Below are 21,140 nucleotides of genomic sequence, written 5' to 3'. Positions count from 1 at the left end.
ATGTTATATAATATATATTAAAGAACTATAGCAAGAAGAGGAGGAACCAGAATGGCTGCTGTAAAAATATGCGAAAATTGCGGATCTCCTATTAAAAAACTCAAGCATTCCATCCTATGTCAATGCAATCATAAAATTTTAACCGGACATCCTGTTCAAAAAAAGCAATAATCCATAAAAAACTGGACAAGATAAACTTGCAAGCCGATTTATCCTCATATTGATGAATCGGTTTTTTTAATGTTCATCAACCTAAATGAATGTATGACATTCATTTAGATTTGAAGGCATTAGCCTAAAAAGCCAATAAATTAGTGATTGATTAGATTTCCCTTTATAATAGAAATAAATTTTGAAACGAAGCGCTGATTCATCCGTACATATAGGGAGAGATAAAATAGTACGATTCCGTAAGAAGCTTTAATCGCGGAGTGGACAAGGATATCAGGTGGGGTATCCTGTCCTCCGTACAGTATAATGAAGAAATATGGACCATTACGGCAGGAGGTGCCTGGGATTTGATCATTGCCGCTCTATAGGAAGTGTATAGTGGAATGGCTTTGGTTTTCCTGACACATTGGATATAACGCTAAAATTATTTCTGGTCGCAATATTAATCGCAATGACGGCTTTTTTTGTATCATCTGAATTTGCCATTGTTAAGATTAGAAGCTCGCGCATTAATCAATTAATTGAAGAAGGCAATAAACGTGCCATAGCTGCTAAAAAGGTAACGGATCACCTCGATGAATACCTCTCTGCCTGCCAGTTTGGCATAACAGTAACGGCACTAGGGCTGGGGTGGCTTGGTGAAAGTACAATGGAAAGATTGCTTAGCCCTTTATTTGGCATGTTGAAGCTCGATCCTTCTATTGAACATATCATGTCATTGGCTGCCGCCTTTGCCATTATTACCTTTTTGCATGTAGTTATGGGAGAACTGGCTCCCAAAACAGCTGCCATTCAAAAAGCAGAAGAAATTACCCTGATGTTCGCTAAGCCCTTAATATGGTTTAATCGCATTCTTTTTCCGTTTATTTGGATTCTGAATAGTTCGGCGCGCGGCATTGCAGGATTGTTTGGGCTAAATCCTGCCTCCGGACAGGAACATGCCCATTCTGAAGAAGAATTGAGAATTATTTTATCCGAGAGCTATGAAAGCGGAGAAATCAACCAATCTGAATATGGTTATGTAAATAATATATTTGATTTTGATGAAAGAATATCGAATGAAATTATGGTGCCCCGGACAGAAATGGTGACTATTGAAAAAACAGCAAACCTTTCAGAGGTGGTAGAAATTGTACATGAAGAACAATTTACACGTTATCCAGTAACTGACGGGGACAAAGATAACATTATCGGAATGATCAATATCAAAAGCCTATACACGGCTGCCATTACGGAGGAAAACAGAACATCACTTTCCCTGGAAACCTTCATTAGTCCGGTTATCCGCGTGCTTGAAACAACACCGATACATGATTTGCTTTTAAAGATGCAGAAAGAGCGGACACATATGGCTGTTTTGACGGATGAATACGGAGGAACCGCCGGGCTAGTAACGGTTGAGGATATACTTGAAGAAATTGTCGGAGAAATCAGAGATGAATTTGACCAGGATGAAAGGCCGCTTGTACAAAAATTGGATGATACACATTATATTCTTGATGCCAAAGTGCTTATTGGCGATGTGAATGATTTGCTCGGTGTAGAATTGCCTCAGCAGGATATCGATACGCTTGGCGGCTGGATGCTGACCGGAAGATACGAAATAGTAACGGGCGACACAATTGAATATGAAGGCTATGCGTTCACGGTCAAGGAAATGGATGGACATCACATCTTATACATTGAGGCGAAAAAGGTGTAAACCAGTCCGCGACAGACATAGCTGCTGAAAAAAAGAGGAATATTGGCCGTCCCAATGTCTGACGTGTGAACCTCCGGCAACAGCTTATGGCGGCGGTATCTGTCGCGGAGGAGATGCATGATTTTAGAATTGTCTCAGCAGAGATAACCTCACTCTAAATGAAAAAATGGCAGGCATGGAAAGACTTGGCCAGAAGGATACATTTTTGTATCCTTTTGGCCTTTTTTCTTGGCGCGACATAAAATAACATGTCTTTTCATAGGGTAATTGTGTAATAATAAAGATAATCATAAGGGAATAAATGGAGATAAAACATACAATGAAAAAACTATTTGCAAAAAACCCCTTGCTCCTTAAGTCTGTTTTTATCACAGTGATCATGCTTTTTATGATATATGAGGCTTTGCATATTAAATCCAATATTAACTTTGGCCTTCTCTCAAGGCACATCAATGATTTGAGCTTCATTCAGTACTTGATTATTCTGGGTCTCGGAGTGATTGCGGTTACGCCAATGGTGCTGTATGACTTTGTCATATCGCGTGCCCTTAAAGTGAAAAGGAAGCGGTCTGAAGTGTTTATCTTTTCCTACTTAACTAATACCACATCTAACTTGGTGGGGTTTGGAGGGATTGCAGGGACGACGCTTCGGACCATCTTTTACTCTAAAGAATATTCGAAAAGGGAGATTGTTCCGCTTGTCGGCACTTTCGGATTGTTTTTTCTTTCTGGTCTATCCATTTACAGTCTGTTAATTATCACTGGTGTATTTGATAATGCCTTTATAAAAGAAAAGCATTCTTTATACATTGGCATCTTGGGCATGTCGCTGTTTTTCCCTGTCATGCTGGGGATTTCACTGCGGAAGAAAAACCTTTTCGGGAAACACTTCACGCCTAAATCAGCCGTTATCTTAACAGGCATTTCTTCGTTAGAATGGTTTTCGGCTTTCTTGCTTGTCTACTACATTACACGGCTGCTTGGAACCCATGTGCCTTTTTTTACTCTGTTTTCAATTTTTGTCGGGGCATCGATTGCCGGGATCATCAGTCTGATTCCTGGAGGTTTGGGGTCCTTTGACTTTGTTTTCATTCTTGGATTTTCTTCTTTGGGGCTGCATGAAGAGCATGCCCTGCTGATATTGATCATATATCGTTTGAGTTATTACGTCGTACCGGTAATATTCGGTTTTCTGCTTTATACAAGAGTGCTTTGGGCAAAACTCAATCTGGAATTCAATCACCTTCCCGGACAAATTTTGAGCTATATAAGCCATAAAGGGCTGAATATCCTGATTTTCATATCCGGTACCCTGCTTCTTTTATCTGGCGCAGTACCAGGGCTGATTGAAAGAATTAAATTCATCAGCGGAATTTTGCCTGATTGGGTAATCAATTTATCGCATATCATTTCTGTAAGCATCGGTTTTGCGCTGCTGGGAATGACGCGTGCCATAGGATACAAGGTAACCCGCGCCTGGTACATTACCCTTTTTATGCTTATTCTTGGGTCAATTGCTGCATTTTCGAAAGCTCTTGATTATGAAGACGCCATCTTTTTCCTCTTTGTAGCCGTTTTGCTTTTTGCTGCTAAAAAACAGTTTTATAAAGAGAACTTTGTTATGACGTGGGGAAGAACGGTGATGGATGGCCTGATTCTTCTTGTCTTCTTTGGAGGCTATTTGTTTGTAGGTTACCTGAATCTTCCTGATACCAAAATAAAGATTCCTCTGGCTTACCAAAAATACGTAATTGGAACCTCGGATGATCTGTTAATGAGTGCATTTCTGGGCTTTTCAATCGCAGTAATATTTATTTATATAACGTTCTTTCTGTACAGGCGCCATAAATTCCCGTTTGCGATTTCTGAAAGTTCACAAGCTGAAATCAAACAATTTTTAACTCAGTATGAAGGCGGCGAGCTTTTGCACTGGAGCTTGCTGAATGACCGGCATACATATTGGGATAATCATCATAAAGTATTGTTTTACTATAAAAACTACAGTGATAAGCTCATTGTCATAGGCGATCCAATCGGGAAAGATAGCAGTGTGTTTAAGGCAGTGGCCGAATTCCTGGCAGAAGCGGACCGCTTTGGATATACTCCTGTCTTCTATCAAGTGAAAAACAGCCTCCTGGCATTTTTGCATGATGAAGGATATGACTTTTTTAAGCTTGGTGAAGAAGGCCTTGTGAATTTGAAGAACTTTGATTCAAATACTGCTCCTGCGCCGATACAAACGGCCTGGGGGTCATTGGGTGAACAGAACTTTGATTTTGGCATCCTTAATCAGCCTATCGGGGAAAGAACGGTTAAAGAGTTAAAGGCCATTTGCGATGAGTGGCTGTCCGAAAGAGACGACAAGGATATTGCGCCTTTTTATGTGGATGAAGAGTACCTGAGGAATTCGCCAGTTGCTATCGTAAAAGACAGTAATGGAGATATTGCGGGCTTTTCCACCCTTGTTCCTGCATTCGATAATGAGAGTATTTCGGCAGACTTAGTCCGCTGGCGCAGCAATCAGCCAAAAGGGCTTCTCGATTATATGTTCCTTAACATGATTGACTGGTCCAGGAAGAATCATTATAAATATTTCTCCCTTGGGCTTGCGCCGCTGCCTAGTACAGGAAGTTCGCGTTTCTCTTTGCTTCGGGAGAAAATTGCTTCTCAGATCTTCAGCTACGGACATCGCTTTTATCAATATAAAGACCTGAATACAATTAAGGATAAATTCGTGGATGTTTGGAATCCAAAGTATCTTGCGTACAGAAAAAAAACGTCCATAACAGTGACAATGCTCGAGGTTACTTTTTTAATATCCAAAGGGCAGGGGACTAAAAAAATCTAAGGATTCAAAAAGGCTCCGCACAGCAGATTTTTGCTGTGCGGGGCTTTTTTTACTGGAGGAATTATGAAAAAATAACAGGCTTGAAATCCCCTGTTTTTATAACAAAAATGGTATAATGATAGGCGCAAGGCTAACGTTATAGCAGGCGTATTTTACGTTTTTATATCCATTATATTAAGCAGAAGGCAGGAGAGGGAATGGGATACAAAAAGAAACAGCTGTTGGGTTTCGGTTTAATCTTGCTTTTTTTGGTCGTTTTGCTGACCGGTATCGTCATGATGCTGAATAACATAAAAAGCAATTTAACGGAAATCGTCGAGGACAGATATTACAAAGTTTCAAAGGTGGCAGAGATACGCCAATTATTCTCTAATTCGGACAGGGAAATCCTATTTGCTGCAAATGAAGCGAACAAAAGCGAAAGGGCCGGCAGCCTTGATATTATCAACGGTAATCATTCCAAGTTAGATAATGAAATTGCCACTCTATCAAGCGTAGCCAATACTGTAAACGGGAAAAAGCTGCTGAAAGAGCTTGAAACTAACTACGGTTCCTATTCAGTGACAGAAGCCGATATCATCCAGAAAATCGAATCCGGTAAAGGACAGGCTAATCTCCAGTCTCTGATGAGTGACCAAAGGGATAAAAGGACCAAAGTCATAGCTACGATGGACTCCTTTAAAAAATACCAGGAAACATTAATGAATGATGCGCTAAAAAGCTCCAAACAAACGTATGATCAAATCATCCGATTTATCATTCTTGCTGTTTTAATCAGCATTGTTGTAATCGCCATGACAGTGATTTGGATGATCAGAAGCACTTCGAAAAATCTGCAGTCCATTACAAAGGTAATCAAAAATATTGACTACAATGACCTAAGCGAGATACCAAGGATACAATTTCGGTCCAATGACGAGATCGGCGACATTGCGTATTCCTTTAATGAAATGGCAGGTTCGCTTGAAGCGTACAATCAAAAAGAAAAAGAATTTACCGCCAAAATCAGCGAGCAAAACTGGATTCAGACGCGGCTTGCTGACATTGCGACAATGTATCAGCGCATTGTAGATCTTGAAGTGCTGGGCCAGCGTTTCATCTCCAGGCTGGCGCCTATGGTGGATGCATCCCTTGGCGTGATATATCTGAAAAGAGGAGAAGGAGAAAACATCAAATTTGTTAAACTAGCCTCTTTTGCAGAAGAGGGAAAAGAGGCCGGCCGCACAAACTTTATGCCTGGTGAAGGCCTTGTTGGCCAATGTGCTCTTGAGAAGCGTTCACAGATTATCAATAACGTTCCAGATGATTATAGTCTGATTAAGACAGGCCTGGGTGAAACACTTCCCAAAAGCATTTTTATCGCACCGGTTATTTTTGAGGATGAAGTTGTGGCGATGGTCGAACTTGCCAGCCTTACTCCTTTTACAGAATTTCAGGAAACCTTCCTTGGGAAAGTGCTTGAGACACTGGGAATTACCATTAATAGTGTAAGAGGAAGAATGGAAATTGAACGTCTCCTCAAGGAATCACAGGCTCAGACTGAAGAGCTGCAGGTGCAATCAGAGGAATTGCAGTCTCAATCTGAAGAAATGCAGGCACAGTCAGAAGAACTGCAAACACAGTCGGAAGAGTTAAGAATGATTAATGAACAGCTTGAAGAAAGAAACAGGGATACAGAGCTGAAATCCAAAGAGCTTCAGCGGGCTAAGATCAATCTGGAAGCCCAGGCAGAAGAATTAAAACAAAGCTCGAAATATAAATCTGAATTCCTGGCGAATATGTCACATGAATTGCGGACACCGCTGAACAGCATATTGATCCTGTCGGAAATGCTTTCGGATCAGGGTGACAGCAGCCTGACGAGCGAGCAGCAGGAATTCGCGCGGGTCATTCATTCCTCTGGACAAGACCTTCTTTCCTTAATTAACGACATCCTGGATTTATCCAAAGTGGAAGTCGGCAAATTGGATGTTGTCTTTGATGAAATGAATGTAAGTGAACTTCCGGAATTGCTTAAAAGGAACTTCGATCATGTAGCACATAAAAAGGGAATTTCCTTTAAAGTTACAAAAGACAAAAATGTTCCTGACATCTTCTTTACTGACCAGCAGAGATTTCAGCAGATACTTAAAAACTTGCTGTCTAATGCCTTTAAATTTACTGAAAAAGGGACAGTGCAAGTCACAATCAAGCGTGCTGAAGAAGAGCTTGTTGCACAGTGGGTCAATACAAAAGGCGCCAGCTCATGGCTTGAAATTAATGTGACTGACACAGGAATCGGTATCTCTCCTGAAAAGCAAAAGATAATATTTGAAGCCTTCCAGCAGGGTGATGGAGCAACAATGCGGAAATACGGCGGCACGGGCCTCGGACTTTCGATTTGCCGAGAGTTTGCCAAGCTGCTTGGCGGCTGGATTATCGTTGACAGTGAAGAGGGTAAAGGAAGCAAATTCACTCTGTTCATCCCAAGCCTTCCTGAAGGCATGAAGGGAGCAGGGGATGTCTCCATAGCCTCAAGCCAGGTTGCTGCTGCAGAAGCCCAGGAAATAGCCCCTCCTATTGAAAAAGAGGAAATGGTCGAGCTTTCATCTGGAGATATTATAGATGAACCTGAAGGTGATCAGCTATTCAAAAATAAAACCGTTTTAATTGTCGATGATGACAATCGCAATATCTTTGCCCTTTCAAATGCTTTGAAACAGGAAGGAATGCAGGTCATAGCCGCAGAAAATGGACTAGAATGTTTGGAAGTGCTGCAAAACGGAAATAGTATTGATGCCATATTAATGGATATTATGATGCCTGAAATGGACGGATATGAAACCATGCGCAGAATCCGCATGAACAGCATGTATGATAATCTGCCAATCATTGCATTAACAGCGAAAGCAATGAAGGGAGACAAAGAAAAATGTCTTCAGGCCGGTGCATCAGACTATATCAGCAAGCCGCTTAAATTGGATCAGCTGCTATCAGTGATGAGAGTATGGCTGACTAATTAATTGCCAGGAAAGCTAGGAAGGGAATACCATGAAAGATACGTTAACTGCCGAAGAACGGGAAGATTTTGAAGTTGAGTTGCTGCTCCAGGCCATTTACCGCGTGACTGGTTTTGATTTCAGCCAGTATATGCGCTCATCGATAAAAAGAAGAATTGAAAACAGAATGAGCCTGGATCGCATCCGGACAATCAGTAATATGATTGAAAAGGTGCTATATGAAAAAGGGTTCGTTGAAAATCTTTTGAACGATTTCTCTATCAATGTGACCGAGATGTTCAGGGACCCAGGATTTTTTCTGGCTTTCAGGACGAAGGTGGTTCCGCTTCTTAGAGAACTTCCGGAAATCCGGATCTGGCATGCTGGATGTTCTACCGGTGAAGAAGCATTCTCCATGGCGATATTGCTAAAAGAAGAAGGACTATATGAAAAGGCAAAGATATATGCGACTGATATGAATGAAAATGTTTTGGAACAGGCTCGAAAGGGAATTCTCCCCCTTAACCGCATGCAGTCATATACGAAGAATTATCTTCAGGCGGGCGGCGAAAAGGCATTTTCTGAATATTACTCGGCTGACTATCAATATGCCTATTTAGATCCTTACCTGCTTCGGAACATTGTATTCTTTCAGCACAATTTAGTAACGGATGGATCCTTTAATGAGTTCCATGTGATTATGTGCAGGAATGTCATGATTTACTTTAACGGCGATCTTCAAGGCAAGGTTAGTGATTTGTTTTACCATAGCCTTTGCCGGGAAGGGTTCATGGCGATGGGTAATAAGGAAACGATACGCACATTGAGTTTCTCTGAGGAATTTGAAGATGTGGATCTGAACGAGAAGATTTACCGGAAAAAGTAAAAAGCAGGAAAGCCCATGGCTTTCCTGCTTTTCTTATGTATGGAATGCTTTATTGAGCCTGTATGAATACAACGCACATGTCATCGGGCTGATCGCGCTGGAGTTCACTTGGCAAAAGAAAATCAATGGGAGATGAGGTCCTGCAATCCAGCCAGCCTTTTGAGACGGCATTTTGAATTTTCTCCAATCCGTCTACACCATCTTTCTCTAATGCCTCCATCACACCATCGGTGAATAAAAGGATTTGAATGCGGTCCTGAAAAGAGATGGTGTTTTTTTTAACATCCATTTCCGGGAAAAAACCAACCGGACAGCATCCTGTGGAAAGAGCAAATACTTCTTCTCCATCCAGAAGGGCGTATCCCGGGGGATGTCCGGCATTCACATATTCCACCGTTTTGTTTTCTGTATCAATGATCATGGAGATGGCGGTGAAATAATAATGAACAGGATTTTCCGGTTTATTTAAAAGATTCATCCAGCGGTTCAGTTCGGTAATGACGCGCACGGGATCTGTATAGGTCCTCAGTGCATCCCTTAGAACAGAAGAGATGTACATACAGACAAGCGAAGCTGAAATTCCATGTCCCATCATATCAAGCATGATAATGGCAGAGCGGTGTTCATCAATGCGATGCCAATAATACATATCTCCTGCTAATTTATTTGCGGGCAAATAGGAGGCTTTGATCAGCAGTTTTTCCGTTTCTACCGGCTCGCTCAGCAAGCTGCTTTGCACCTGCATGGAAAGGTCCAGCTCGTTCCGGATCTTTTCATCCTGCTTCCGGTGCCAGTCTTTTTCATATTTAAGCCGGAGTCCCACCCGTATCCTTGCTAAGAGATCTACCTTATTAATCGGCTTCATTATATAATCAATTCCCCCGACATCAAGCGCTTCCGCCACTTTATTCGAGTCTTCAAGCGCAGTCACGAATATGACGGGAATATCCCTTAAATGAGGGATTTCCTGAAGACGCCGGCATGCTTCAATCCCGTCTATTTCAGGCATCATAATATCCAGCAGAATGATATCAACGGATGTTTCCTTAGGGGAAGGGGTATCAGCATCCAAGTAATTAAACATTTCCCTTGCTGAAGTCAGAGAAACAAAGTCATTATATCCAGCCCGTTTTAATATTTTTTCAATAACGAAAAGGTTAACCTTGTTATCATCTACGATTAAGATCGACATTCTCAATATCTCCTTTAGGTTACCTATATATTCTGTATCTATTTGTATATAATCAGATGATTGTTTTGCTGGATTTTTTTCAAGCTTAATTTTGCTATTTCATATTGGAAGGAATCTGCAAAACACAAAAAACCCCTAATAGATAATACCCCGATTTTTTTGACCTTAAACATCTTATTTCATAGAAAATTAAAAAGCTGTATATTTTTTTTAGTCTTCTTTTTAAAATCGAGCTAAACAAGCTTGAGTCCATGGTTCGCGTACCTTTATAAAATTTGTATCTTATGGATTACCAGCTCACCGCCCGCCCGCGGAAAGCGAGCATGATCACCCACCCTTGTTTTATGGCTTTTCTGCGGTTCTGTGTTTTGTTGGCGGGGTTAATGGGAAAGAAGTGTAATAAGTTCGAGTGATCGTGAACGTTCCTACAAAAGCACAGGGGAGGAACTTATGTCTTCTGCAACTAATTATCTGAGCCGAAACCTTTGGTCGGGGATCCTGTTTGGTATTGGCTTGATCGCTTTTATTGATGAGGCGGTTTTTCATCAGCTTCTGCACTGGCATCACTTTTACGACAAATCCACACTTGCTGTTGGACTGGTTTCTGATGGCCTGTTTCACGCGTTAAGCTGGTTTGCCACAATTGCTTCTTTGTTCATGGTGGCTGACCTTCGCAGGCGAGAGGCTTGGCGGCGGACAAGGTGGTGGGGAGGTGTGCTGCTCGGAGCAGGCTTGTTTCAATTTTATGATGGTACTGTCCAGCATAAACTCATGGGATTGCACCAGATTCGTTATGTGTCAAACTTGTTCATTTATGACGTGGTCTGGAATATCTTCGCGGTCGCTATGATAGTGATTGGAGCAGTGATTACCGGCAGAAAGGGAAAAGCCACAAGCCAAGAGGAGAATATCTCGTGAATCATCATATGGAACACGCTAGCGGCAGTTCACCTGAAATTATCTTTCCGATGTTTTTCATCATCGTTCTCTTCTCGTTTTTGTATATGGGTGCGGCCTATGTCCTGAAACGCCGCAAGCAGTTGCGCCAATGGCCGCTGCACCGCTGTATCTTTTGGATTCTTGGTGTTTCTTGTGCCATTTTTGCTGTCGATGGACCTCTGGCAGAACAGGCACATACTGATTTTAACTGCCATATGACTGCCCATCTCCTTCTTGGGATGCTTGCGCCACTGCTTATTGCTCTTTCAGTTCCTATGACTCTTTTGCTGCGCACAGTCAAGATTTCTTTTGCGCGAAGGCTTACACAGGTTATGAAAATTAAAATCGTACACCTATTCTTTCATCCCGTTGTGGCTGCTATCCTGAATATTGGCGGCCTCTGGCTGCTTTACACGACAAATTTATACTCTGTAATGCACACGAATATGGTATGGTATGTTGTCATACATATGCACATCTTCATCGCTGGGTATCTTTTCACAGTTTCCATGATTTATATGGATCCGGTCAGCTGCAGATACCCATTTGCTTATCGTGCGATAGTATTAGTGCTGGCTTCCGCTGGACACGGGATTTTATCAAAGTACATCTATGCAAATCCGCCCGCTGGTGTAGTGGCAGCCCAGGCAAAAACAGGGGGGATGCTCATGTACTATGGCGGGGATGCAATTGAACTCATCATGATTTTTATTTTTTGCCTCCAATGGTTTAGAGCCACGCGACCTAAAGCGTTTGCATCGGTAAGAAGGGAGACTTCTTTATAAGGTAAAAAGCAGCCGTCCAAAAAAATGGAGGGCTGCTTTTTAGTAGTTTTCTGCTTTATCGTAATAAGGAAGCTGCAGGTTTTCTGCAGCTTCCTAGTGTATGGTTTAGTATTAATCTTTTAGTTTGCCAATTCCTTCTTGAATTTCGCCTTTTAACTTATCTTTCTTGCCTTCGCCCTGCATTCTTTTATCATCGCTGGCATTGCCCATTTGGTCCTTGGCTTCACCTTTGACTTTATTTACAGCACCTTTGACTTTATCAGATAAACCGCTCATCTTTATCTTCCTCCTTCATTGGTTTACTTGTTATTTACCCGCAGAGGAGTCTGTTAAACAATATTATGATGCCATTTCTTTCTTGGAATGTTCTTCAATAAAGCGAAGCGTATTTTTGATAATGTGTTCCTTATCATAATCAAGGGAGGCCACATGGTATGACTGTTTAAGGGCGATGAGTTCTTTTTCAGGCGAAGCGGCCTGATCATAAAGATAAAATGAACATTCTGCCGGAACCACATGGTCTTCAACCGAATAAAACAGAAGCAGGGGACAGGTTGTTTTTTTAACATTTTCACTAGTCTTATCCATAAGTGACAGCAGCTGCTTAATTGAGTGCAGCGGCACTTCTGGATAGGTGATTTCTTTTGCCGATGGATCCTTGATATCTGGTGAGCCATCCGGGATGAAAAGGGGGGATTGGACTTTTCGGTATTGCTCATATTGCGGCACCTTTAAAGCTGCATTAACTGTAATGACGCCATCACAGTTTGTCTTCGAAGCCAAATCAATGGCCAAAGCCCCGCCCATAGACTGCCCCAGGATATAAACCCTGCTGCAGGTTTGCTGAAGAACGCAGTAGGCGTCTTCCAGGTTTTGAATCCAATCTTGATAAGAACAGACTTTCAGGTCGCTCGCAGCTGATCCGTGCCCTTTTAAACGGGGTGCATAAACCGTATATCCCTTCTCGGCAAACTGGCTCCCTAAATATTCAACACTCTGAGGAGTCCCGTTAAAGCCGTGGCAAATTAAAATTCCTGTAGAATTGCCGGGATAGAAAAAGGATTCAGCACCAGGAATAACAGGGGATAATGACATGAGAAAAACTCCTTTCTAATATAAAAAACTTTCCTTGCCCGGCTGCAAAGAAAGTTTTTTAGACAAATCTTATCAGCCAAAGCAAATATGCTTTGCTGGTAGGAGCACCTTTCATGAGGCTGCTGTGAAGTCATTGAGCCAGATCTCTCGTTCACTCGTGATAATGGTATATGAAGTTTATAATTAACTATTCTTATTAATTTACTTGGTTTTATAATAACACGATATGATTTTTTTCGTCAACCGTTCCCTCTTTTATCTGTAAAATCTTGTTCTGAATTCTTTTTGTAGACATAAAATAGAAGGACCAGCCGGAAATTTTTATTGGGAATTTTAAAAAAATATTGACTTATCCCTTAAGCCCGCCTAATATTGTAGTTACAAATTAAAAAACAATTGAATAAATGCTATTACTTATCCAGAGAGGTGGAGGGACTGGCCCTGCGAAACCTCGGCAACGGGTTTGCTTCTTATTGCAAATACCGTGCTAATTCCTGCAAATCGATACAATCGGTTTGAAAGATAAGAAGTAGATCGGCTTATACATATAAACCCTTCTTCTTATCTGTCATGGATAAAAGAAGGGTTTTTTCGTTTCCGGAAGATTGGAGAAAGGGGCGGCTTATATGTATATTTCTGATTAAACTTATAAGGATAATTGGTTAATAGCGCCGTAGGAGGAATTAGAATTGATTGAAATCAGAAATGTTTCAAAGGTTTATCAGGGAAAAACCCCTATTCATGCACTAAATAATATTTCTTTGACAATAGATAAGGGAAATATTTTTGGAATCATAGGATTTTCAGGAGCAGGAAAAAGCACGTTAATAAGATGTCTTAATCGGTTAGAGGAACCGACAGAAGGAACAATCAGCATTGATGGATTGGACTTGATGTCATTGAATGAAAGTGAACTTAGGAAAACACGCAGGGAAATTGGGATGATTTTTCAGCATTTTAATCTGCTTTCTGCTAAAACCGTTTTTGACAATATTGCAATGCCGCTATATCTGCAGGGAAAAAAGAAGCGGGATGTTCAAAAAAAGGTGCTGGATCTCATTGAATTTGTTGGACTAAGCGGAAAGGAAAATGTTTATCCGGGCCACCTGTCTGGCGGACAAAAACAGCGTGTCGGAATCGCGAGGGCCCTTGTGACAGATCCCCAAATCCTGCTTTGCGATGAGGCAACATCCGCATTGGATCCAGAAACAACAAAAAATGTTCTTGAGCTGTTAAGAAAGGTAAATAAAGCTTACAGCATTACCATTGTCCTGATTACACATGAAATGAGTGTAATTCGTGATTTATGCGATAGGGTCGCGGTGATTGACGACGGGGAAATCGTTGAAGAAGGGACAGTTTATGATGTGTTTACTAATCCTCAGGAAAGAATTACCCGTAATTTCGTTAATACCGTTTTGCAAAATGAAATACCGCCTCATTTATCGAAGAAAATAAGAAGCGGGACCTATTACCGTCTTGTTTTTCTGGGGGAAAAAGCGGCACGCCCTTTACTATCGGAAGTTTCCAAGCGGTTTGATATTCATCTGAACATCCTGTATGGATCTATTACAGAGCTGCAGGAAAAACCATACGGAAATCTTTTTATTGCGATTGACGGAGAAATTGAGGAAAGAAATAAAGCCATCCAATTTATCTTGAATAGCGGAATCGACATAAAGGAGGCTGAAGCGCATGGAGCTTAATTGGGAATTTTTCTGGCCGCAGTTTTTCCAGGCCTGTGAAGAGACGTTTCTCACTGTGTTTGGATCATTTATTTTTGGAACAATCATAGGACTGCCTTTAGGCATCATTCTTGTAATCACGAGACCCGGACATATCATGGAAAATAAAGCGGTCTTTCTTGCCCTGAATACCATTGTGAATATTGTCCGTTCTGTACCCTTTATTATTCTTCTGGTTGCTATTATTCCATTTACAAGGCTTGTGACGGGGACATCAATAGGTGTAGCGGCAGCAATTGTGCCTTTGTCCATTTTTGTAGGCCCGTATCTTGCAAGGCTGATTGAAAATTCCATGCTCGAGGTGGATAAAGGCGTCCTGGAAACAGCTCACGCAATGGGAGCCACAAAAATGCAGATTATCACTAAATTCATTATCCCGGAAGCGGTGCCATCATTAATACTTTCGTTTACTACAGCGACAATCGGGCTGATCGGTTCGACAGCAGCGGCGGGCGCTGTAGGTGCAGGGGGTCTTGGAAACCTTGCAATTACTTATGGCTATCAGCGTTTTATCACTATCGTTATTGTCATTACAGTCGTATTGCTTATCGTTAGCGTTCAGCTTATTCAAAGCTTTGGAAATACATGGTCAAGATATGTGAGGAGGAAAAGAGGATGAAAAGATTAAGTATTGTTTTAGCGGCAGTTGCAAGTTTGATATTGGTGTTAGGAGCATGCTCATCAAATACAGCTTCCAAGGATGGAGGCACGCGCACAATAAAAATAGGGATAAATGGGGACGACAATGATCTTTGGAGCCTTGTCCAAAAACAGGTAAAAAACGATGGAATCAACCTGAAAATTGTATCTTTTTCAGATTATGTCCAGCCCAATACAGCCTTAAATGATGGCAGCATTGATTTAAATTCTTTCCAGACCATCACCTATATGAATCAATTCAAACATGATCACAACCTGGATATCTCAGCAATCGGCTCAACAGTTATAGCGCCAATGGGGGTTTATTCAAAAAAATATAAAAAGATAGACGACATACCGGACGGGGCTACCATTACAATACCTGATGATGTAACAAATGCTGGCCGGGCCCTTAAGCTTTTGGCATCGGCAAAGCTAATTACTCTAGTGGATAATTTCGATCCGAGAGGCAGTGTGGACCAAATCAAAGACAATCCAAAGCATTTGAATATCAAACCGATTGCAGCAGGACAAACAGCCAGATCGCTTGAAGATGTGGGAGCAGCTGTCATTAATAATGGGTTTGCCGTGCAAGCCGGCCTGCAGCCTTCCAAAGATCCGCTTTATAAGGAAAATCCGAATGATAAATCGGCCCAGCCTTATATCAACGTAATTGCTGCTGCCACAAAAAATAAAAAGGATAAAGATTTCCTTAAAATCGTAAAAGCATATCAGTCGAAAGCCGTTCACGATTACATCATTAAACGTGATAAAGGTGCTACAGTGCCAGTAGTGACCTCGATAGATAAAATTAAAAACTTATAGGCTGAAAGCTTTTAGCTGGCCAGCCCAAAATATAGCTAAGAGAGAGGAGAGGTTTATATGACAGTAGAAGTTGAAACACAAAGAGATTTGATTGTGAGAAGCATTGAGGATGGCAGTGGCAGATATATAGAAGCGAGCCATTACATCCACGAAAATCCTGAAATAGGGAACCAGGAATATCTTGCATCCGATACATTAACTAATATCCTGGAGGAAGCTGGCTTTGAAGTGACAAGAAATGTCGCCGGCCATGAAACGGGCTTTATAGCAAGAAAATCCTCAGGAAAACCGGGCCCCTCGATTGCGTTTTTAGCAGAATATGATGCTTTGCCGGGACTTGGGCATGCCTGCGGCCACAATATTATTGGAACAACGAGTATTGCTGCTGGAATTGCTTTATCAAAGGTGGTTGAGGAAACCGGCGGAGAAACTGTTGTTTTCGGTACCCCTGCAGAAGAAGGAGGCCCTAATGGAAGTGCGAAGGGGAGCTTCGTTAAACATGGATTGCTCGAAGGCATAGACGCTGCGCTCATGATACACCCAAGCGGTAAAACAGGGCTGACAAGTCCGTCTTTGGCAGTTGATCCTTTAGATTTTTTCTTTTACGGAAAAGCGGCACATGCTGCGGGATCACCGGAAGAAGGAATAAATGCCTTAGATGCAGTCATTGGTATATTCAATGGAATCAATGCCCTTCGGCAGCAATTGCCTTCAGATGTAAGAATACACGGAATCATTACCCATGGAGGAGATGCACCTAATATTATTCCTGACTTTGCCTCCGCCCGTTTCTTTATTCGTGCCAGCACATGGAAACGTGCGGAGGAAGTGTCAGCTAAGGTCAGGAATGTTGCTCAGGGTGCCGCACTTGCTGCAGGAGCTACCGTAAAGATTGAGCGATTCCAAAATGAAGTGCATGATATTGTTATCAATACATCTTTGGATGAAGTTCTTCGGGAAGAACTGGAGAACCTAGGAGAAACCGTTGATAAGAGAAGCGGAGGAATTGGCTCCACAGATGCCGGCAATGTAAGCCATGTGGTGCCGACAGCACATCCTTATATCAAAATCGGTCCTGACGAACTGATTGCACACACAAATGAATTCCGCGAGGCTGCCGGCTCCAGTCAGGGAGAACACGCATTATTAACAGGAGCCAAAGCCCTTGCATTGACAGGCTACCGGCTCCTGACAGACAAAGAATTGCTTCAAAAAGTCAAAACAGAATTCCGCAGCGCGGAAAAATAAACCATGCAAAAAAATCATAAAACCCTGAATCAGCGGGTTTTATGATTTTTTTTAGGGGTCTGACCCCGTTTTGTCGAAAAATATTTAATTTAAATGAAGTTCCCTGCGTTTATACTGTGTTTAAACAGTGGTTAGGAGTGGTGATATGGTCCCGCAGCGTGTAACGCTTATTACAATAGGAGCAATTGATTTGCCGGAACTTCGCGCTTTTTATCAAAAGATGGGCTGGAGTGAACCGGAAATGAGTTCAGATCAATATGCAGTGTTTAAAACAGCTGGTGTGCTGTTGTCCCTCTTTCCTTTAAAAGAACTGGAAGCTGATTCGGGAGTGCAGATTCATAAATCTAAGGATGCCTATCAAGCTATTGCTCTGGCCATTAACGTAAATACACCTGAAGAAGTTGATGCCGTTATTGGCCATATCCGAAAAATAGGAGGGAAAATCCTCCGCGAACCAAGTGATGCATTCTGGGGAGGGCGAACCGCTTATTTTGCAGATATTGAAAATAACATCTGGGAGGTAGCTTGGAATCCCGATTCGGTATTTGACGAAAAAGGGGCTATGACTTCTTTTTAGTAATGGTCTGCAGATCATTCCTGTTCGGCAGGTATGGTATACCTGACTTGATTGCAGTAAAGGGAAAGAAGTAGACGCAGGCGCCATGGCGCCGCGTCACCCTGCATGGCGCCCCCAAAAGCCAAGGAGAACTTACAGAAGACGAGCGGCACAAACGCTGACCTAAATATAGCTTTAATATACATATCACCCGAAGACCTGTAATATGGGAAAAACAAAAATGCCCCTCACGGAATGTGAGGGGCATTTAAAGCATTATGCTTTATTTCCTTTTTTTCTTTTTGCCGAAGCTTGTGATGAATTCGTATACGACAGGGACGATGACAAGTGTTAACAAAGTGGAACTGATCAAGCCGCCAATTACGGTGACGCCCAGTCCTCTTGAAATTAATCCCCCGCCTTCAGAGCCGATTGCAAGCGGAATGAGTGCTCCCACTGTTGCGATGGCTGTCATAAGGATTGGACGTATCCTTGTTGCTCCAGCTTCCAGAAGGGCATCGCGTTTGTTTAGTCCTTCTTCTTCCTTCTTGATTACCCTGTCTATAAGGACAATGGCGTTGGTCACGACGATTCCAATCAGCATAAGTGCGCCAATCAATGCAGATACACTGATCGTTTCACCTGCCAGGAATAATCCGGCCAATCCGCCGATAATCGTAAATGGCAGAGAGAAAAGGATAGCGATAGGTGCAAGCCCTCCGTGGAAGGTGATGACGAGAATCAAGTAAACAATCGCGATGGCAGCTAGCATGGCAAGTCCAAGCTGGCTGAATGAATCGCCTATTTGTTCGGAAACTCCGCCAAGGGAAATGCTCGCTCCCGCAGGCAAGTCCAGTTTATCTATCTTATCCTGAACTTCTTTGGTCACTTTTGAAACATCTTTGCCTTTAATTTTGGCGGTAACGTCAGCATATCTTTTTCCGTCGCGGCGGGTTACAGTATCCGGTGATTTACCTTCTTTGATTTTGACAACCTCTTTTAGCGGAACTTCCATTCCAAGAGGGGATGTAATGGTTTTGTCAGCTAAATCATTTTTATCCTGGAACTGTTTATTTTGTTTTTCAATATAGATGTTTACATCTTTTCCGTCTTTTTTGATGGTTGTTAATGTTTCTTTTTCACCTGTTGCAGAAAGGGCCATTGCGACTTGTGAAGCAGTCAGGCCAAGATCACTCAGTTTGCTTTGGTCAGCAACAAGCGTGTATTGCTGATAAGACGCAGATAGTGTAGTATCGGTATCTTTTAAGCTTCTGTTATCATTCAGCATCTTAGTCACTTTTTTGACGATCGGCTCTATTTGGTCCAGATCTTTTCCGTAAACATGGAGTGTTAGCTCATTGTTGGAGCCTGAACCGCTGAAGTCCTGCGATTTCCATGTTCCGGCAGTGCTGAGTCCGGTTAGATGCTTTAAGGATTTGTCTTTCTCAGCTTCAAAATTCTCTGTGTTATTTTTATAAGAGACGTACAGCATCGCTGAATTTCCCGAACCTGGCATCATCGGGTTTTCACCGCCGATTGTGTACTGCACAGAGGTTACCTGTTTTTTATCCATAAAAAACTTCTCTGCTTTGGCGGCTGCTTTTTCAACATCTGTTTTCTTTTCTCCCGGAGAAGGTTTATACGTGACAATCATGGTTTTCTCTTCATCCGATGGAATGAAGCTGACGCCAATCTTTGGAACAAGCAATAAACTGCCTGCCAGCAATAAAATGGCGATGACAAATGTGATCAGTTTATGGTTCAAAGACCAGTCCAATACTTTGCGGTAAGAATTTGATAATTTGCTGGGCTTGCTTTCGTGACCTTTCCCTTTTATGCCGTTTTTAAATAAAGAATGGGCCATAGAAGGAACAATGGTAATGGCGACAAGCAGGGAAGCCAGCAGCGCAAAAACAATTGTTAAGGCAAATGGCAGGAATAGTTCGCCTACAGGTCCTTTTACAAGGGCAAGCGGCAGGAAGACTGCAATCGTTACAATGGTAGATGAGAAAATTGGAATGAACATTTCTTTTGTTGCTGAACGGATGAGTTCGCCGCCCTTTAATTCTTCATCTTTCAATGTCATTCGTCTGAATATATTTTCAATAACAACAATGGAGTCGTCGACTACACGTCCGATCGCTACGGTCATCGCTCCTAAAGTCATGATGTTCAAGGTGATATCGAATTGTTTTAAAACAAGCACAGCGATCAGCAATGAAAGCGGAATTGAGATGACTGATATAAGTGTAGTGCGGATATTCCTTAAGAAAATCAAAATGATCAGCACTGCAAAAATCCCGCCCACAATTGCTTTGTTAAGCATGGTTTTTACTGATTGCTCAATTGGTTTACCCTGATCAAATGTAGTGTGAATCTTTGATCCTGGTGTATCCTTTTCGAATTTTTTCAGCTCAGCTTTTACGTCGTTTACAACATTGACAGTATTCGCATCTGGAGATTTGGTTACTTGAATGCCGATGGAATCATGTCCGTTGGTTTTGGAAATCGTTTCAGCCTGGCCGGTAATTTTGATGTCGGCGATGTCAGAAAGCTTCACCTTTGCCAGCTTCGTCTGCGGCTGGGAGACTGCAGGCTTTTTTTGGCCTTGAGCTGCTTGTCCGGCCATTCCTTGCGGTGACTGCTGCATCCCTTGAGTTCCTGCAGATTTAGGTGAAACAGGAATTTCAATGTTTTTTAAGTCTTTAAGAGTGCCGATGTTGCCATCAACAGCAATGGTTTTTTCTTTATCTTTAAAATTGAATAATCCAAGAGGCACTGAAACGTTGGAACCCTGGATTATCTGTTTGACGGTTTGTTCGTCAAGGCCGTATTGTGCAAGCTTTTCTTTTTTGAAGACTAATGATCCTTGCTGGACCTGCTGTCCTGAGGCAGTCACTTCTGAAACTCCGTCAATTCCCTCAAGCTTAGGGATGAGGTCCTCTTCTACCTGCTTTGTCAATTCGGTCAGGTCAGCCCCGGCATTTGTGGCGCTCAGGGCAATAACAGGGAAAGCGTTGAAGTCGATGCGCGAAACTTTTGCCTCCTGTGCCCCTTCTGGCAATTCCAGACCTGAGATGGCTTCTTTGACTTCATCCACGGCTTTGTCCATATCTTTGTCATAGTTATATTCTATTTGTATGGAAGATACGTTCGCCATGGATGATGAACTGACAATATCTACTCCTGAAAGATTGCTGACTCTTTTTTCAATCGGTTCAGAAATGTTATTCGCTACTTCATCCGGTGCTGCACCAGGGTAAACAGTGGATATGCTGATTACCGGTGTCGATATGCTCGGCAGTGTTTCGAGCTTCATATTCAAACCGGAATATATTCCAGCGGCAATGACGATGATTGTCAGAAGCCAGATAGCCAGTTTGTTTTTAAGAGAAAACTTAATAATCGAATTCAATATGATTCCTCCGTGATCAAATTTATGACCAACTAGTCACTTCTAGAATATATAGGAATTAATGTGTTAATGCAATAATAAATACCCTCGACTAAAGGCTCTGTTGAGATTTGCAA

Annotated in this window: 15 protein-coding genes and 2 riboswitches; of the genes, 11 read left to right on the top strand and 4 right to left on the bottom strand. The window is 42.0% G+C overall.

Annotated features, from left to right (window positions below; all coding sequences use genetic code 11):
• Positions 1 to 577 precede the first annotated feature (577 nt).
• From BIV59_RS13650 to BIV59_RS13635, 4 genes are all read left to right on the top strand, one after another.
• Entirely contained in the window at positions 578 to 1,873 is a 1,296-nt protein-coding gene (locus BIV59_RS13650) for a hemolysin family protein (RefSeq protein ID WP_083392175.1), read from the top strand.
• 319 nt (positions 1,874 to 2,192) lie between these two features.
• Positions 2,193 to 4,721 (top strand): bifunctional lysylphosphatidylglycerol flippase/synthetase MprF, encoded by a 2,529-nt coding sequence (mprF, locus tag BIV59_RS13645; RefSeq protein WP_071352037.1) that lies wholly within the window; start codon positions 2,193 to 2,195, stop codon positions 4,719 to 4,721.
• A gap of 197 nt (positions 4,722 to 4,918) precedes the next feature.
• The gene (locus BIV59_RS13640; RefSeq protein WP_071352036.1) at positions 4,919 to 7,723 is read left to right on the top strand and encodes an ATP-binding protein; all 2,805 of its coding nucleotides are present in this window, start codon (positions 4,919 to 4,921) and stop codon (positions 7,721 to 7,723) included.
• 28 nt (positions 7,724 to 7,751) lie between these two features.
• A complete protein-coding gene (locus tag BIV59_RS13635; RefSeq protein ID WP_071352035.1) occupies positions 7,752 to 8,585 on the top strand; it encodes a CheR family methyltransferase in 834 nt (277 codons plus the stop codon).
• A 49-nt stretch (positions 8,586 to 8,634) separates the two neighbouring features.
• Here BIV59_RS13635 and BIV59_RS13630 read toward each other — a convergent pair whose 3' ends face one another.
• Complete coding sequence (locus BIV59_RS13630; protein WP_071352034.1) at positions 8,635 to 9,777, bottom strand: PP2C family protein-serine/threonine phosphatase; 1,143 nt, start codon at positions 9,775 to 9,777, stop codon at positions 8,635 to 8,637.
• Between the two features lie 450 nt (positions 9,778 to 10,227).
• Here BIV59_RS13630 and BIV59_RS13625 point away from each other — a divergent pair, with 450 nt between their 5' ends.
• Together BIV59_RS13625 and BIV59_RS13620 are read left to right on the top strand one after the other, a co-directional pair.
• On the top strand, positions 10,228 to 10,695 hold the full coding sequence (locus BIV59_RS13625) for a DUF2243 domain-containing protein (protein ID WP_071352033.1): 468 nt from the start codon (positions 10,228 to 10,230) through the stop codon (positions 10,693 to 10,695).
• Positions 10,696 to 10,703: 8 nt separating this feature from the next.
• Complete coding sequence (locus tag BIV59_RS13620) at positions 10,704 to 11,501, top strand: cytochrome c oxidase assembly protein (protein ID WP_083392176.1); 798 nt, start codon at positions 10,704 to 10,706, stop codon at positions 11,499 to 11,501.
• A gap of 111 nt (positions 11,502 to 11,612) precedes the next feature.
• Here BIV59_RS13620 and BIV59_RS13615 read toward each other — a convergent pair whose 3' ends face one another.
• Positions 11,613 to 11,777, bottom strand: coding sequence for a CsbD family protein (locus BIV59_RS13615; RefSeq protein ID WP_071352032.1), 165 nt, complete (start codon positions 11,775 to 11,777; stop codon positions 11,613 to 11,615).
• Between the two features lie 63 nt (positions 11,778 to 11,840).
• On the bottom strand, positions 11,841 to 12,596 hold the full coding sequence (locus tag BIV59_RS13610) for an alpha/beta hydrolase (protein ID WP_083392173.1): 756 nt from the start codon (positions 12,594 to 12,596) through the stop codon (positions 11,841 to 11,843).
• Positions 12,597 to 12,662: 66 nt separating this feature from the next.
• Positions 12,663 to 12,763: riboswitch (SAM riboswitch) on the bottom strand.
• Positions 12,764 to 13,007: 244 nt separating this feature from the next.
• Positions 13,008 to 13,125: riboswitch (SAM riboswitch) on the top strand.
• Positions 13,126 to 13,285: 160 nt separating this feature from the next.
• Here BIV59_RS13610 and BIV59_RS13605 point away from each other — a divergent pair.
• From BIV59_RS13605 to BIV59_RS13585, 5 genes are all read left to right on the top strand, one after another.
• A complete protein-coding gene (locus BIV59_RS13605; RefSeq protein ID WP_071352031.1) occupies positions 13,286 to 14,302 on the top strand; it encodes a methionine ABC transporter ATP-binding protein in 1,017 nt (338 codons plus the stop codon).
• Positions 14,292 to 14,960 (top strand): methionine ABC transporter permease, encoded by a 669-nt coding sequence (locus tag BIV59_RS13600; protein ID WP_071352030.1) that lies wholly within the window; start codon positions 14,292 to 14,294, stop codon positions 14,958 to 14,960. Before BIV59_RS13605 ends, BIV59_RS13600 begins: the two co-directional genes overlap by 11 nt.
• Positions 14,957 to 15,805, top strand: a complete 849-nt coding sequence (locus tag BIV59_RS13595) for a MetQ/NlpA family ABC transporter substrate-binding protein (RefSeq protein WP_071352029.1) — start codon at positions 14,957 to 14,959, stop codon at positions 15,803 to 15,805. The genes BIV59_RS13600 and BIV59_RS13595 overlap by 4 nt, the downstream gene beginning before the upstream one ends.
• A gap of 57 nt (positions 15,806 to 15,862) precedes the next feature.
• Positions 15,863 to 17,053 (top strand): M20 family metallopeptidase, encoded by a 1,191-nt coding sequence (locus BIV59_RS13590; RefSeq protein ID WP_071352028.1) that lies wholly within the window; start codon positions 15,863 to 15,865, stop codon positions 17,051 to 17,053.
• 145 nt (positions 17,054 to 17,198) lie between these two features.
• Entirely contained in the window at positions 17,199 to 17,630 is a 432-nt protein-coding gene (locus BIV59_RS13585; protein ID WP_071352027.1) for a VOC family protein, read from the top strand.
• A 262-nt stretch (positions 17,631 to 17,892) separates the two neighbouring features.
• Here the strand turns inward: BIV59_RS13585 and BIV59_RS13580 are convergent, their stop codons facing one another.
• On the bottom strand, positions 17,893 to 21,024 hold the full coding sequence (locus BIV59_RS13580) for an efflux RND transporter permease subunit (protein WP_071352026.1): 3,132 nt from the start codon (positions 21,022 to 21,024) through the stop codon (positions 17,893 to 17,895).
• Between the last annotated feature and the right edge of the window lie 116 nt (positions 21,025 to 21,140).

Origin of the sequence: Bacillus sp. MUM 13 (assembly GCF_001866725.1) — a bacterium.
Taxonomy (GTDB): Bacteria; Bacillota; Bacilli; order Bacillales; family DSM-1321; genus Peribacillus.
Note: the sequence above shows the minus strand (reverse complement) of the source record. Positions and strands in the feature narration are given on the sequence as shown.